Here is a 15,144-nt window from a genome sequence, read left to right as displayed (position 1 = left end):
AGGAGGGGGGAGCTGTAAATGTGGTTGTTAATTATTATAGGTGCTGGATGTCTCTCCGGTTTTATATTGTTTAGAAAGAATATATTGGCCGCCGATCACGAACATGTTCAAGGACCGGAGAAATTGTCCATCATTATCCCCGCAAGAAATGAAGAATACAATTTGCGTTTTCTGCTCGACTCACTCCAGCTCCAAACCATTACCCCCTATGAAATTATTGTTGTGGATGATTTCTCGGAGGATCGGACCAAGGAAATTGCCGAAAGCTATGGAGTTAAGGTTATTGCCAACAGCAGTCTCCCTGAGGGATGGACGGGCAAGAGCTGGGCAATCTGGAATGGGTATTTACAAGCCTCGGGCGATATTTTTGCTTTCTTGGATGCAGATATCCGGTTAAAGCCTAACGCTCTGGCCTCATTATTAAAAGCAAGGGAGCTATCGAAAGGTGTCATTTCGGTAGTTCCTTTTCATCATACAGAAAAGCTGTTTGAGAAACTTGCCTTAATCATGAATATGCTGGGGATCTTCACATTCACCTCTGTTTTTGAAAAGAATAACGCTAAAAAAGGATTATACGGTTCGTGTATTCTAGCTTTAAGGCAGGATTATGAAAAAGTTAATGGCCATCAAAGCATTAGATCTGAAGTGCTGGATGATTTGTCTTTAGGAGAGAAGTTTATCGCTGCAGGTGTTCCCATTAGAAATTTTATCGGTTATGGCTTAGTATCTTTTCGTATGTATCCGAAGGGGATAAAAAGTGAGATTGAAGGCTTCAGTAAAGGGGCTGTCTTAAGCACCTCAACGATAAGTCCGCGGACAATTATTCCAATCGCGCTTTGGGTGATCGGACTCATCATCTCAGAAACTGTGTTTATTTTTGCGAATACTACCTGGTTTATGCCTTTATTGATCGGTTATCTCCTTTATATGTTCCAGCTCTTTTATTTTATAAAATATGTAGGTGTATTTGGCATCGTTATTCCTGTATTTCACGTGGTGGCAACTGTTTTCTTTATCTTGATCATGCTGTATTCGATTTATCAGGTTGTTTTTCTGAGGCATGTAAGCTGGAAAGGAAGGCATATCCAGGTGGGAGGCCCTAGGGACTAATGATCATATTGTGGGTCGCGGGTTTATTTTTGTCGGGATCTCTTATGTTTTCCTATTGGCTTGGTCTTGCGCGTAAAAAGAACTTGAAAGACATTGGCGACGGTAATCCGGGGGCTTTGAATCTATGGAAGTCATCTGGCTATAAATTCGGAATTTTTGGGGTGTTGTTGGATTTTTTAAAAGGATATTTGCCTCTTTTATGGGTAATGGAAAGTCATTATAGTCAGGGTTATTTCATTATTCCGCTAGCCTTAGCTCCTATTGCCGGTCATGCCTTCTCTCCATTTCTTAAAGGAAAAGGAGGGAAGGCGATTGCCGTAACCTTTGGGGTATGGAGCGCGTTGACAGGATTCAAGGCCTCTTTAGCATTAGCAGTTATCCTGGCAGTGTTGAAAGTGCTCGGCAGCGGGTACAAAAGCAGAGGGAATTCACCTGTCTCGGATGGTGTGCAAGTGGTTAGCGGAATGCTGCTCCTTTTTATCTATTTGTGCATCAGTAAGTGGTCTGCTCCTATCCTGTGGGTATGGCTTGGGAGCTTTGTGATCCTTGTGTATACGCACAGGTTAGAATGGATTGCATGGGTGAAGGAATATTCAAAAAGGGAGCGGGGGCATTGAAGTTACTTTCTTTGTCGCGATAGATGTTTTGTATAGGTTAATAAACAGGTTTCCAGCGATTAATTTCGGGGAAGCCTGTTTTTTTTCGGTTTTATAAGATGCGTTATCTTTAAACAGAAGATTTTATAATGGCTAAAGTTGGTGCATTTTAGTATCTTTAATTATAAATGCTTTCAATTTAGAAAGTTACAGAGATAGGGTTATGAACTAAAGGGGGGCTTGTGATGAAGATCGGCGGCAGATTAAGAAATGGAGGCACATGGTTTACCCATCTGATTTTTTCATTCACATTATTAGCCGTTGTTTTAATCGGACTTGTGGGCAGTTATCTGTATGTTCAGGCTAATCGCTTAATGGTGGATGAGATTGCCAGAGACAGTAAGCAACGACTGATGACTTCAAGTGATTTTGTGGAGAATACGCTGCTGCAAAAATACGAAAACAGTATCCGCAACCGTGCAGTGTCTACCTTGTCGTTAGAGAATCAATCTATGCTGAATTATTTACTGGATAGTGAATGGGAAGGCAATACGAGCAGAATATTAGCTTTTCGCAAGGATCTCGAAATTTTCAAGCTTACTAATGAAGGCGTTTACAAAATATCCACATACTTCGAGAAAGGAAATTATATCATCGATAACAGCCAATTTTATTCGAAGCTGGACAATTCTCCAGATGCTTTCTTCTTGAAAACTTCAGTGACACCAGCCTTAAACCGCTGGACATATAGAACGTTATCGGATGAAGAAGAGGTGTTGACTTACGCAATCGCCCTTCCCTATGGTGCTTTATCAAAAACATCAACCGGCACCATGTACATTGACGTTAGCTTAGAATACATCAATAAAATGATTTCCAGCACGATGAGCTCGCCGATGGAAAAGCTATATGCTTTTGATGAAAAGGGCAGCCCTATTATCCATACGGGCTCGAACGTCGAAGAGGGGCTTAAGACTGCTAAGCAATGGATGGAGTCAGCAGGGAATAATAAGGAAATTCATTATAATAAACGCGACAAATATGTGTTGTCTTTTAAAAATGACCAAACCTCGAATAATCAATGGAAATACGTATTAATACGGCCTATGAATTCATTTGTATCCTCATCAAAGCAGCTGAAGAGCCAAATATTTGTCAGCTGTATCCTGGTATTGTTTATTGGGCTTCTATTCGCTTATTTGATTTCCAAACGTGTATATGTTCCGATGAAGAAGCTTGTTAACAATGTTCGCAGCTTTTATCATCCAGGCAACGTAAACTATTCGCAAAATGAATTCGCTATTATTGGTAGTACAATCTCAAAGCTAGGTCAAAAAATCGAAACCTTAGAATCTAAAGCTAAAGTGAATGAACTAAAAAATCTGGTATTAGGTGCAGGCGTTGGCTCGGATTACTACGATTATTTACCTTTGCAATGTCATTACATGACTAGCTATATTCGTATAACTAAGGGAGATTGCGAGGAATTCAGGGCTTTTTATGAACAGCATGCTGCCTATAGCTTTTATAAATTCGTCAGCTTAAATACCCAGGAAGCGGCGCTTATCTATTTCAGTGAGTTGAATAAGGATCACGAAGAGCTGGAGCTTTTATTATTGAAGGAACTGGAGCTTATAAAAAATGTGTTGCCTGAGCAACTACACTTTGGAGCAGCGCTTGGATCGAAGGTTCAGGCACCTGAAGAAATCCCCTTTTCGTATCAAAATGCCTTACATGCCTATCGATATCGGTTTATCTATGGTTCGGAAGCTATTGTGCGGTATTCACATATCCCGCTTAACGATGTTACGCCACACTTATTCTCTTTTGATCTTTATAAAAATGCCTTAAAGGCAGGCAATGACGTTACGATGAACAGGTTTATGGACGATTTCCAAAGGGTCATGGAGAAAGGTGATGTCCAATTGGAGACAGTTGAGTTAGGCCTGCTTCAGTTGGTTACGGTCCTGTATCAGACCATTATTGAGCTTGATCTGCAACAAATCGTTTCGCCTTCCAGTCTGTTCGATGAGTTCAAAAAGGAGACGTTGGCCGAAACCCTTGATTCCATTCGTGATTTATCGGCACAAATTACAGCTTATATTCAAGAGTCAGGAAATCACGCACATACAGAGATCATTCATAAATTAAAAATCTTTATCGATGATAATATTCAAGAGGATTTATCGCTAAATAAATTATCTGAGGTTGCTTCGTTGGCGCCATCGTATATTTCTACCTTGTTCGGAACCGTTATGAATGAATCGTTCACTGAATATGTAACCCGAGTGCGGTTGGAGAAGGCGGCTGATTTATTAAGAGAAAAAAAGCAGCTGTCCGTGGCTGAGATTTCTGCTCAGGTGGGTTATCGTAACCCGCAATATTTTCACAACAAATTCAAAACACGTTACGGAGTTACACCGGTCCAGTATAGGAACGCAGGCAATGCAAACCATTCGAACCATTCAAGTGCATAATTCTCCAATCCATGTGGAAAAGGCAATCGTCTCGCGATTGTCTTTTCTTTTGTTCGAAAAATTATAGCCCCAATACGAAGATAATTTACTGATTTTAATGAATTTACAATAGAAAAAGCGCTTACAATGCCCTAACGTAAGGGGTGTTCAGACACAGTCTTAACGCAAAATCGTATTCGGAAGGAGAAAACAACTATGAACCCGGCAAGCACTGCTGGCATTCAAAAACAGGGAGAGAATCTTAAGCCGAAAGTCTCGAGGTGGACACATACTTGGCGCCAATACAAAAAAAACAAATATTTATTCTTATTACTAGCTCCCGTGATCATCTGGTATACCGTATTTGCTTATGGCCCGATGTATGGCATTCAACTGGCTTTTAAAGATTATTTTATTCGTGATGGAATTTGGGGAAGTCCTTGGGTCGGCTTAAAGCATTTCGAATATTTGTTCACAGCTTCACCCGACTTTTTGAAAATCATTAAGAACACGCTTATTATCAGTTTTTACCATATCATTTTTGGTTTTCCTGCACCGATCATATTGGCTCTGTTATTTAACGAACTTAGGTTTTCCTTCTTCAAGAAGGTTGCACAGACGATATCCTATTTACCCCATTTCTTATCCTGGATCGTTATTGGGGGGATATTGATCGCTTTGTTATCTCCGAATTCCGGTGTGGTCAATTATATTATTCAGTGGCTCGGCTTTGATCCCATTTACTTTTTAGGCAGCGAGAAATATTTCCGCTTTACGCTCGTTATGTCAGGAATATGGAAGGAAATCGGCTGGGGAACGATTATATACTTAGCAGCATTAGCAAGCATCGATTCCCAAATGTACGAAGCTGCAGTTCTGGACGGAGCCAATCGCTGGAAACAAACGTTATTTATCACCATTCCTTCGATCCTGCCGGTGATTGCTATTCTGCTTATTCTTCGGGTAGGGAGTGTGCTGGATGCTGGCTTCGATCAAGTCTTAACACTTTATTCACCAGCTGTATATGGGGTGGCGGATACGTTAGATACTTATGTGTACCGGATAGGTCTGCAAAACTTTCAGTTCAGTCTAACGACGGCTGTTGGATTATTTAAAAATGTGGTGGGTCTTATCCTGGTGTTATTTGCTAACTTCATAACGAAAAAAATGGGGCAGGAAGGTCTTTATTAATGAATGAATGTAAGGAAGGAGTAACTACAATTGAAGCTATCCACTGGTGAAAAAGTATTCCAAGTCTTTCTAATCCTATTTGTAATCATTCTTTGTATTACGATGATTTATCCCTTCTTGCATGTGCTCTCTATATCGTTTAGCACCCCTGCGGAAGCACTACGGCCGGGAATTCATTTCTATCCCAAAGAAGTTTCCTTCTTTGCTTGGAAGCGTGTACTGACAACAGATACGGTCTGGCAAACGATGGGGAATACGGTTTTCCGCACAGTTGTAGGAACAGTTCTGACACTCGTGTTTCTGTCACTGGGAGCATATCCGCTATCTCGTAAATATTTGCCGCACCGGGGATTTTATACAATGTTCATTGTCGTAACGATGTTTTTTGGCGGCGGGCTTATCCCTACCTATCTGCTAATCAAAAGTCTGGGACTTATAAATTCGTTATGGGTTTATATTGTCCCCGGCCTGCTCAGCACGTTTAATCTTCTGCTCCTGCGAAATTTCTTTATGGGTATACCGGAGGAACTGGAGGATTCAGCTAAAATAGATGGGGCTAATGATATGCGGATCTTATTTACGATTGTTATTCCGCTGTCGAAGCCTGTTCTAGCAACATTAGCCCTATGGACTGCAGTAGGGCACTGGAACGCTTGGTTTGATGCAATGTTGTATATGCAGGATCAATCAAAGATTGTACTGCAGCTTTTCTTAAGACGGCTTGTTATTTCAGCCGAAGGAGATCCGATGTTACCACTTCCTACCAATGAGCAGGCTCCTGAAATGGTCAAAGCGGCTATTATTATGTTTACAGCGCTGCCTATATTAATGATCTATCCATTCCTGCAACGTTTCTTCGTCAAAGGAATTATGGTTGGATCACTTAAGGGTTAGAAGGCTCAGAACGGTTTAAACAGTCCGCTATATCCGCGGGCTGTCTAAATATATAGATGAACAAAAAAAGGGAGGAAATAAAAGAATATGAGGCATACATCCAAGAAATGGTTGGGAATTGCTGCGATAGCCCTATCGGCTTCACTTGTCATGAGTGGTTGCGGCGGGAATGCGGCGAATAATAGCACTAACGAAGCGAAGGCGACGAATCAAGGTCAAGGGGGGGCATCAGCAGCTGAAGCTCCGATTGAAATTATTTGGGCGAACAACTTTAATACGCCAGAAGAAGACGGTAACTATGTGCAAACCGAGCTCGAGAAGAAATTTAATGTAAAAATCAAAAATATTAAATTGGAACGTGGAACTTGGAAAGAACAATTTTCGGTGCTTCTAGCTTCTGGAGATATTCCTGATATCTTCCCGGTCGATGCAAACGAAACGGATATGGTGCAATGGGCAGATCAAGGGATTATTGCGACGATTGATAAGGCTGAAATTGAATCCCTGATGCCGAAATATGCAGCAGCATTGGATTCGGTTGATTCCGGGGCATGGGGCGTAGGCTTATACAACGAAAAAAACTGGGGGATCCCGAAAATTTGGCCAGGTGGTCTTGATGGATTTATTCCGGGCTATAATGAAGCCTGGCTGAAAAATATTGGCTACTCAGAACCTCCAAAGACCCTGGAAGAGCTTGAGGATGTACTCACCAAATTTGTTAATGAAGATCCGGACAAAAATGGGAAGAAGGATACTTACGGGTTAATCGGCCGCGGCAAGCTTCCAGAGCAATTGTTCACAAGTGTCTTCTCAGCATTTGCTGTTTCCCCTTATCAGTTCAAGAAGGATGCTTCCGGGAACGTAGTTTATGGAGGCATTACAGAAGAGACGCGATCAGCATTGGCGTTATTGAGCAAATGGTACAAAGCAGGTCTGATTGATCCTGAATTCATAACTAGTGATAATAACGAAATCAATATTAAATTTGCTAATCAAAAAGTGGGTATGGTGGATAACGGGAAGTGGGGCAATTTTTATAAAGAATCTGGGTTTGTCGCAAAACCTGGTCTAGAGAAAGGTCAAATATTCGTGCCTGGCAAGCCGTTTACAGCTCCAGATGGCGTTGCTTATTCTTTCGCGTATGGTGCAAGACAGGCACCGGTATTGTTCGGTGTTCAACTCGAAAAGGATGAGAAGAAACGTCATAAGATTATGGAAATTCTCGAATATGTATCTACGGATTCCGAAGGTTTTCTGCTGACAGGTTTCGGTCAATTGGGTGTGAGCTATGATATGGAAGGGGACCTTGCCATTCCAAAAGCGGATGAAGAGGTTAGTGCTCCGAAGATGGGAGCGGGCAATTTCTATAATCCACTTAGCTCCACAGACACTTCAATGGAAAAACATACGGTAAAACAAGAATTGCTAGATTTGAGAGACAAGATCACTCCAGGTGTTACACCATTGCTAGATGTACTGGGACCAGCGGTATTAACAAGCAAACCCAAGTATTGGGGCAATCTGAAGACGTTGCAAGATACGTTTGTTATCAAAGCAATTACAGGAGAAGCGAACACGGGTAAAGATTTTGATAATTTCAAGGATAGCTGGCTAAAGGCCGGAGGTCAGGAAGTAACGGATGAGGTAAATAAAGTGCTGGCAGATCGTAAATAGCAGCGTTCGCTGATTAGTACTGGATGATAGGCTGGAGCAAAAGCTTGCTCCAGCCTATTTATTAAACCCTTAAGTGAGTTGATTCTAAGATAACGGAGGTAGAAATGAGCGAATTAATTATTTATGAGCAGCCGAATGAAGCCCTGGGGAAAGACGATTTTACAGTAAGCGTAAGAGAGCCTGGTGGGGTATGGCAATCTCTGTTTGTTTTTGAAGCAAAGGTGGATATGCATCAGGTTCGGTCGACATCGATGGTTTATTTTGATATGGATGGCACGGTGGAGGTCTCTGTTCATTGTAAAAAACAACAGATTGAACAAGCGGTTATTCGCCCTTTGGCATCCCAAATCTCCTTTCAAATCGAAGAGAATACCCTTTTGTTCACATTGGAGCACCCGTGTAAGCTTTCCATTGAAATCAATGGAGAACGTTTTAGTAACTTGCATCTTTTTGCCAACCCCTTGGAGACAGCCCCTCCTAGACATGACGATGATAATGTAGTGCTTGTCCAACCAGGAATACATCAATTTGCGGCTATCGCAGAACAAGTTCAGCGTTTGTCAGAAAGGGCTAACGGGGAGCGTCAGACGATATATTTTATGCCCGGCTATCATCAATTCGAGAATCCAATGCTGCATATCCCTTCTGGGACCACAGTTTATATTGCCGGAGGCGCGATCCTTTGCGGATCCATAATGATTGATCATGCTGAGAATGTTGTTGTTCGCGGCAGAGGTGTTCTGTATTTGGCGGATATGGAGAAAACCACTTATTTAAGAGGCGTTCAAATCCAGCATTCTGAACAGATTGAGATCGAAGGGATCATCACGCTTGATCCTCCGCATTACAGTATATATATCGGAGCGTCTAAGCATATCCGCATTCATAACTTCAAAGCTTACAGTACACGCGGTTGGTGTGATGGAATTGATATGATGGCTAGCTCAAATGTGGATATTAAAGATGTGTTCTTGAGAACTTCTGATGATTGCATTGCCATTTACGGCAGCCGTGGAGAGTATTATGGAGACTCACGCCATATCACGGTTAAAGATTCCATACTCTGGGCGGACGTTGCTCATGCCATGCATGTCGGTATTCATGGTGATCACCAACATAATGGCGATTTTATAGAAAATATTTGGTTTGAAAATATCGATGTGCTTGAGCATCACGAGCCGCAGGAAAATTATTGGGGGGTTATGGCAATCTGTGCAGGGGACAACAATACCGTTCGTAAGGTTACTTTCAAAAATATCCGGGTGGAGGATTTTGAACTGGGGCAGTTGTTTGATGTCCGCGTGGTGTGGAATAAAACCTATAATCCGGTGCCAGGACGATGTATCGAAAATATAGAGTTTAGCGATATCACCTACAATGGGAAGAATATCAATCCTTCCCGTATATTCGGCTATGACGAGGAAAGAGGTGTGAAGGATATTTATTTTTATAATCTTCAGATTAATGGGGAGGTTATTGTCGACCTGAATAACAAACATTTTGTAGTGAATGAATTTGCCAGCGGTATTTATTCGCATTAAATCAGAGGATGTAAATGAATGGAGGAGAACAATGAATTCATTTAAAGAGCTACTCTTTGGAAAATCGCTTAAACGTATTGTTAGGATCACAGTTTCCTTAAGTTTGTTGATAACGCTAGTGCCTTTATCGGCAGAAGGAGCCGCAGTAGAATCGACAGAGCTGTCGATAATTACGGATTACCAACCTACCATTAATGAGGTTATAGATGAAAGCGGATTCAAACATCCGGGTGTTGGCCTGACCAAGGATATTCTTGAGAATATTAGGACACAGGTACGGGCGCAAAAAGAACCCTGGATCACTTATTATAATCAGATGCTTCTCTCTCCGGCAGCTTCAAGGACGGTCACTTCCAACAATCAAAGTGGTGCGGATCCGTTGAAACCAGCGAGCGATGCTTTTAATAGCCAGGGCTTTAATTCAAGATTTATAGCGGATGGTTTGAAGGCTTATACACAAGCTCTATTGTATGTAATATCGGGTGATGAGGTTTACAGAGCCAATGCCATGCATATTATCCGGATTTGGTCACAGATGGACCCTGAGAAATACGTGTATTTTAATGATGCACATATTCATACAGGAATTCCACTTAATCGAATGGTTACTGCGGCGGAAATCTTAAGGTACACAAGTGCTCAAACTGAAGAGCTGAAATGGACGGAAAAAGATGTCGCTGATTTTACGAATAATCTTATTAATCCGGTTATTGAAACGTTCCAACACACAAATGATCGTTTTATGAACCAGCATCTTTATCCGCTGCTTGGAGCTATGTCAGGTTATATTTTTACAGGAAATACAGAGAGGTACAATGAGGGAGTTGAATGGTTTACCGTCAATAAAACCGCTGTCGATCAGGGGCAAAATGGCGCGATAAAAGCTTTATTCAGATGGGTTGATACAAATATTGTAACAGGGGAAAAAGTTAATCCACCCGTAGTTCAGCATGTTGAAATGGGCAGAGATCAGGCGCATGGCGCTGGGGATATAACGAATGTAGAGATTTTATCACGTTTATTATTGGCTCAGGAAACAAAGGTAGATCCGGTAGAGGGGACTGTTTCTAGTGCGCCAAATGCGGTGGGTCCGTATGAATTTCTAGATCAACGGATTTTAAAAGCTGCCGACTACTTTGCTAAGTATATGATTGGCCATGATACACCCTGGATTCCAGTGGCGGCACATACAGATGTAAATGGAAATCCAACGATTATCTATAAACACTTGGCTGGCGGTTACAGGGGGAGAATTGGCGGTAATGTCTATGATCTTTATTATTATTATAAATATACAGCTGGAATAAATATGGAGGTTGAAGCTCCTTATTTTAGCGAGATGTTTGCTAAGCGATTGCCTTTCTATTGGGAGTCTCCGGATGGAGGCGGGGATTATTGGCTGTACATTCCTAAAGAAGCAGAGGGCGAGGGTACGCTCAATTTGCCGAAGGTGATAACGAATCCAGATTTGAGAGAACTAGAAGACCGGTACACGAAGCTTGATGGTCACTCCACCACAAAACAAGAAGGAGACACTACTTACGTTGAAATTACCGCAACAGATGAGGGCAGTAAAATTGCTTTTGTGGGTGCAAGCAGTAGCGAACGAATCATTGCTTTTAAGATTCGGACTAATGGCATAGCAACCATGGAGGTGTTTGGCGATACCGTTACGCTGCCTGATACAAAGGGGCAATGGAGGTATATTCAGTATGAGTTCAATGAGTTCCAAGGCTTCAGCGATCTTGTCTATTTTAATGTAAAAGGAAATGGAACAACAGTCGATATTGACCATATTAATTTAAAAGCTGGGGCACAGCTTACCCCTCCAGTATTTACATCAGGAAAGGCACCAGTATCTTTGTTTACCTATGAGGGATCTACAGCTGCAATTCAATTTGATTTCTCTGCGACAGACGCAGGTGCAACGGATGTTGTTACCTATCAAGCGGATCAGTTACCTGAGGGTGCAGTGTTCAATGAGACTTCAGGTGTCTTCTCTTGGTCTGGAGCACATGCGGGAACCTACTCCTTTGTAGTGAGTGCCGCAGATGGAACTTCGGTTACAGCTAAGGATGTTAGTGTTGTAGTAGCGAATGATCGGCAATCTGCCGTCAACGCCGTCATTTCTCCTTATCATGTTGATGTGCCTTACATTTCGGCAACGTTAGCTTACTATAAGCAAGTGCACGCTGAGGTAATGGATGTAATTACTACTGCCACTGACGAGGTCTTCTATCAGAAGTTATTTGACCTGAATCTCGCAGTGCAAAGTCTTAAAGAATTGACGCCATTAATGAAAGATGGAAGTGTTAATTTTACGAATATGTTTGTTAGCTCAACCTTTGGTAACGCTGTCCCGAATCTGCTGGACAACACAAATGATAGTTTTGTGGGGTATTATACAGCGCAGGATCGGGCGCATTACATGGATTTAGGACCGGATTTTCAAATATCAGCAGAAAGCTTTGAGCTTCAGGTAAGAGCTAGTTTTCCGGAGAGAATTGGCGGCGTTGCAATGTTCGGATCGAATGACAAAGAAAATTGGACCCGCTTAACCCCCGGCTTGACAACAGTTACTGAAGAGATGCAGAGACTTGAGGTTCAAGCAGGCCTGGAGCATGAAAAATTCCGATTTTTGAAAATGGAAATGATAAAGCCTTCGAGTACTATGCTGGAAATTGCTGAATTTAGAATCTTTGGCCAGCGGTATGAGACAGTAAATCAATTAGAGTCCGTGTCCATTCACTCGGATCAAAGCTTAAGAAATCGAATTATACCAGGGGATACGATTCAATTATCCTTTAAGTCTACAGAAATGATCCGTAATGCCACGGCCCATATACAGGGTCAACCTGTTGCAGTCAGTTCTGTGGACAATATCAACTGGACAGCTAAGCTTGTGGTGAATGAAAATGTTCCATCAGGTACTGTGAAATTTAAGATCAATTATAAAACGGCAGCTGGAGCGGATGCAGTAGAGACTATTTTTACAACAGATGGTTCTACTTTATTCATTGCAGATCAGACGGGACTTGTCGCTAATGTGCTTGAGATAGCAAACCTAATCGATTCCAGTGGGAGAAATCCGGCTGATCTTTTGGCAACAGCAAAAGTTTTATTTGATAATCATTTAGGTTCTATCACTGATTTTCGTTTAAATGGCAGTGGTTATGGTGCATATCTAACCTTTGACTTTAAAGAAGGCGGCCAGGCATTGCTGTCTAGGGTAGAAGTAATCGGAAGGCAAGATAATTATGCGGGCAGAATTAATGGAACAGTGTTGCAAGGCTCCAACGACAATGTGACGTGGATCACGATCTCTAATGTAGCAGGAAATACGCCGGAATGGCAGACGTTGACGATTAACAGCACAGAACCCTATCGTTATATCCGCATCACCAATGGAAACAACTGGTATGGAAACATGGCTGAACTACGTTTGTATGGTGATATTACAATCAATTCAAAGCTTGATGCGGTGTCCATTAGCTCCGACCAAAGTATCCAGAAACGAATTGTGCCTGGGGACACGGTGAAATTGTCTTTTAAAGCAAGCGATGCAATTAACCAAGTGAATGTCAATATTCAGGATCAAGTTGCAACCGTTGCTACTGTCGATAAGATCAATTGGACGGCTGAAGCGGTCATGGGCAATAACGCACAACCTGGACCTGTGAACTTTAGTATTAAATACAAGTCAAAGGAGGGAATCGAGGGGCCGGAAAAAACATCAACTACAGATGGTTCCTCTCTGTACATTCCCGATGAGACCGAGTTGATTAGTAATGTGCTTGCGATTACTAATTTAAGTGATTCCAGTGGGAGAACACCAACCGACCTCAGGAATGTTGCGGGATCATTATTCGATGGAAATGCAGGCACAATTACGGATTTTCGGGTAAATGGTAGTGGATATGGAGGATTTATAACGTTTGATTTTAAAGAAGGGAATAGGGTCCAGCTGTCCAAGGCAGAGGTGCTTTCCAGGCAAGATAATTATTTTACACGAATCAATGGGACTGTGGTTCAGGGTTCGAATGATCATACAAGCTGGACGACAATCTCCTCTCCTGCAGGAAAAACGATGGATTGGCAGACCTTAAGTATTAGTAACGCAGAAGCCTATCGTTATATCCGGATCTATAATAGTAGTAATTGGTTTGGAAACATGGCGGAATTACGCTTTTATGGCGTAGTGAAAGGGGCGGACCCAACAGCTCCGGTGACAACGGATGATGCGCCACAAGGTTGGACCAACAAGGATACGTTGGTAACCTTCACAGCTACAGATGCGGGCTCTGGTGTTGCGGCAACCTATTTCACAGTAAACGATGGCGAGCAGCAAACCGGAAATTCAGTTATTTTGTCCAATGAAGGAACCCATAAGTTAGTTTATTGGAGCGTTGATAGAGAGGGTAATGTGGAACAGCCGCAGAAGACTGCTGTGGTGAAGATTGATCGGACCGCACCACAGGTGGTAATTAAAGGAGAGAGTTCCTATACCATAGAGCAGACATTAAACATCACCTGTAGTGCAGCTGATACTGTATCAGGCATCACTTATTCGCCATGTGATTCAACGCTCGCAGATGTTAAAGCGTATACGCTGGAAGCGGGAACTCATAGTGTAACTGCGAAAGCCGAGGATGCGGCGGGCAATGTCGGGCTGGCAGAGCATTCGTATAGTGTATATGCGACATTTGACAGCTTGTCGGCATTAACCAAAAATTTTGCAGCTGAGACGGGTGCTCCAGATTTAGAAAACGTAACCAATTCACTTAAGCAGCAGCTGGCGATCGCCAAAGAAAAAGCTCAGCAGCATGCTGGCGCAGAAGTTCATAGCTTGCTGGAAGCTTTTAATAGTGAAGTGAATCTCCAGAGCAATCAGGTGTTCACTTCTGAGCAGGCAGAGGTTCTAGTCCGTTGGTCACAATGGCTCCAGAGTACAACTCCGCTTGCTGGTGGAGCCCCTGGAAAGCCAGTGTTAACTGACAATAATGGGCACGACACCGGGCTTCGAGATGGCAGCTATGCCGTCACGATGAATCTTTGGTGGGGGAACAACGGTACCGAGTTTAAGCTCTATGAAAACGATGTACTGATCAGTACCCAGATGCTGACGGACAGCTCACCGAATGCACAAGCCATGAGTACGGATATTTTGGGCAAATCAAATGGAACCTACAAGTACACGTGCGAGCTAGTCAACAGCTTCGGTTCGACTACCTGCGATCCGCTAATCCTTACTGTTACAGATGCAGCGCCGGGCAAGCCTATAGTATCCCACGACAACTGGAGTGGGGATGGAACTTACGACGTTGTGATGAATATGTGGTGGGGAACGAATGGTACTGAGTACCGTTTGTATGAGAACGGAGAAGTAATCGACACACAGACACTAAGCATTGCTACCCCTGCGGCTCAGATGACAGTTACGAAACTTAAAGATAAGGCACCAGGTGTATATGAATACTACGCGGTATTAGTCAATGCATCAGGCGAGACATCTAGCGAGAAAATCACAGTAACTGTCAAGCCAAGAAACTGACCATAGAGCTGATGTAATAGGAAGGCCCTTTCTTCGGGATGACCAAGGGAGGGGCTTTTTTATAGCAGTTAAAGGATACTATTGAGGGATTGAGACGTTGAATAACGAACGGAGAATTAGGGAAATCTGTA

At 42.5% G+C, this 15,144-nt stretch carries 8 protein-coding genes; all 8 read left to right on the top strand.

Annotated elements, in window-relative coordinates:
- The first annotated feature begins 18 nt into the window (after positions 1-18).
- The 8 genes from NYE58_RS22160 to NYE58_RS22125 all read left to right on the top strand — a co-directional run bounded on the left by NYE58_RS22160 (position 19) and on the right by NYE58_RS22125 (position 15,013).
- On the top strand, positions 19-1,110 hold the full coding sequence (locus NYE58_RS22160) for a glycosyltransferase (protein WP_341003052.1): 1,092 nt from the start codon (positions 19-21) through the stop codon (positions 1,108-1,110).
- Positions 1,110-1,727: a glycerol-3-phosphate acyltransferase gene (locus NYE58_RS22155; RefSeq protein WP_341003051.1), complete on the top strand. Its 618-nt coding sequence runs from the start codon at positions 1,110-1,112 to the stop codon at positions 1,725-1,727. The genes NYE58_RS22160 and NYE58_RS22155 overlap by 1 nt, the downstream gene beginning before the upstream one ends.
- Positions 1,728-1,951: 224 nt before the next feature.
- Positions 1,952-4,183, top strand: coding sequence for an AraC family transcriptional regulator (locus NYE58_RS22150; protein ID WP_341003049.1), 2,232 nt, complete (start codon positions 1,952-1,954; stop codon positions 4,181-4,183).
- Positions 4,184-4,378: 195 nt separating this feature from the next.
- Complete coding sequence (locus tag NYE58_RS22145) at positions 4,379-5,353, top strand: ABC transporter permease (protein ID WP_076217808.1); 975 nt, start codon at positions 4,379-4,381, stop codon at positions 5,351-5,353.
- Positions 5,354-5,383: 30 nt separating this feature from the next.
- Positions 5,384-6,247 carry a carbohydrate ABC transporter permease gene (locus NYE58_RS22140; protein ID WP_076129850.1) on the top strand — a complete coding sequence of 288 codons (864 nt, stop codon included), beginning with the start codon at positions 5,384-5,386 and terminating at the stop codon, positions 6,245-6,247.
- 87 nt (positions 6,248-6,334) lie between these two features.
- Positions 6,335-7,921: an extracellular solute-binding protein gene (locus NYE58_RS22135; protein WP_341003048.1), complete on the top strand. Its 1,587-nt coding sequence runs from the start codon at positions 6,335-6,337 to the stop codon at positions 7,919-7,921.
- Between the two features lie 104 nt (positions 7,922-8,025).
- Positions 8,026-9,462: a glycosyl hydrolase family 28 protein gene (locus NYE58_RS22130; RefSeq protein ID WP_341003046.1), complete on the top strand. Its 1,437-nt coding sequence runs from the start codon at positions 8,026-8,028 to the stop codon at positions 9,460-9,462.
- Positions 9,463-9,493: 31 nt separating this feature from the next.
- Positions 9,494-15,013: a discoidin domain-containing protein gene (locus tag NYE58_RS22125; protein ID WP_341003045.1), complete on the top strand. Its 5,520-nt coding sequence runs from the start codon at positions 9,494-9,496 to the stop codon at positions 15,011-15,013.
- Positions 15,014-15,144 lie beyond the last annotated feature (131 nt).

This window comes from Paenibacillus sp. FSL L8-0708, from assembly GCF_038009325.1.
GTDB classification, from domain to species: Bacteria; Bacillota; Bacilli; order Paenibacillales; family Paenibacillaceae; genus Paenibacillus_AQ; species Paenibacillus_AQ odorifer.
This window is presented reverse-complemented; position numbering and strand designations above follow the sequence as displayed.

Excerpts from the sequence above, each read along its gene's own strand:
- NYE58_RS22150 (WP_341003049.1), top strand. The coding sequence starts at position 1,952 with ATGAAGATCGGCGGCAGATTAAGAAATGGAGGCACATGGTTTACCCAT.
- NYE58_RS22145 (WP_076217808.1), top strand. The coding sequence starts at position 4,379 with ATGAACCCGGCAAGCACTGCTGGCATTCAAAAACAGGGAGAGAATCTT.
- NYE58_RS22130 (WP_341003046.1), top strand. The coding sequence starts at position 8,026 with ATGAGCGAATTAATTATTTATGAGCAGCCGAATGAAGCCCTGGGGAAA.
- NYE58_RS22160 (WP_341003052.1), top strand. The coding sequence starts at position 19 with ATGTGGTTGTTAATTATTATAGGTGCTGGATGTCTCTCCGGTTTTATA.
- NYE58_RS22135 (WP_341003048.1), top strand. The coding sequence starts at position 6,335 with ATGAGGCATACATCCAAGAAATGGTTGGGAATTGCTGCGATAGCCCTA.
- NYE58_RS22155 (WP_341003051.1), top strand. The coding sequence starts at position 1,110 with ATGATCATATTGTGGGTCGCGGGTTTATTTTTGTCGGGATCTCTTATG.
- NYE58_RS22125 (WP_341003045.1), top strand. The coding sequence starts at position 9,494 with ATGAATTCATTTAAAGAGCTACTCTTTGGAAAATCGCTTAAACGTATT.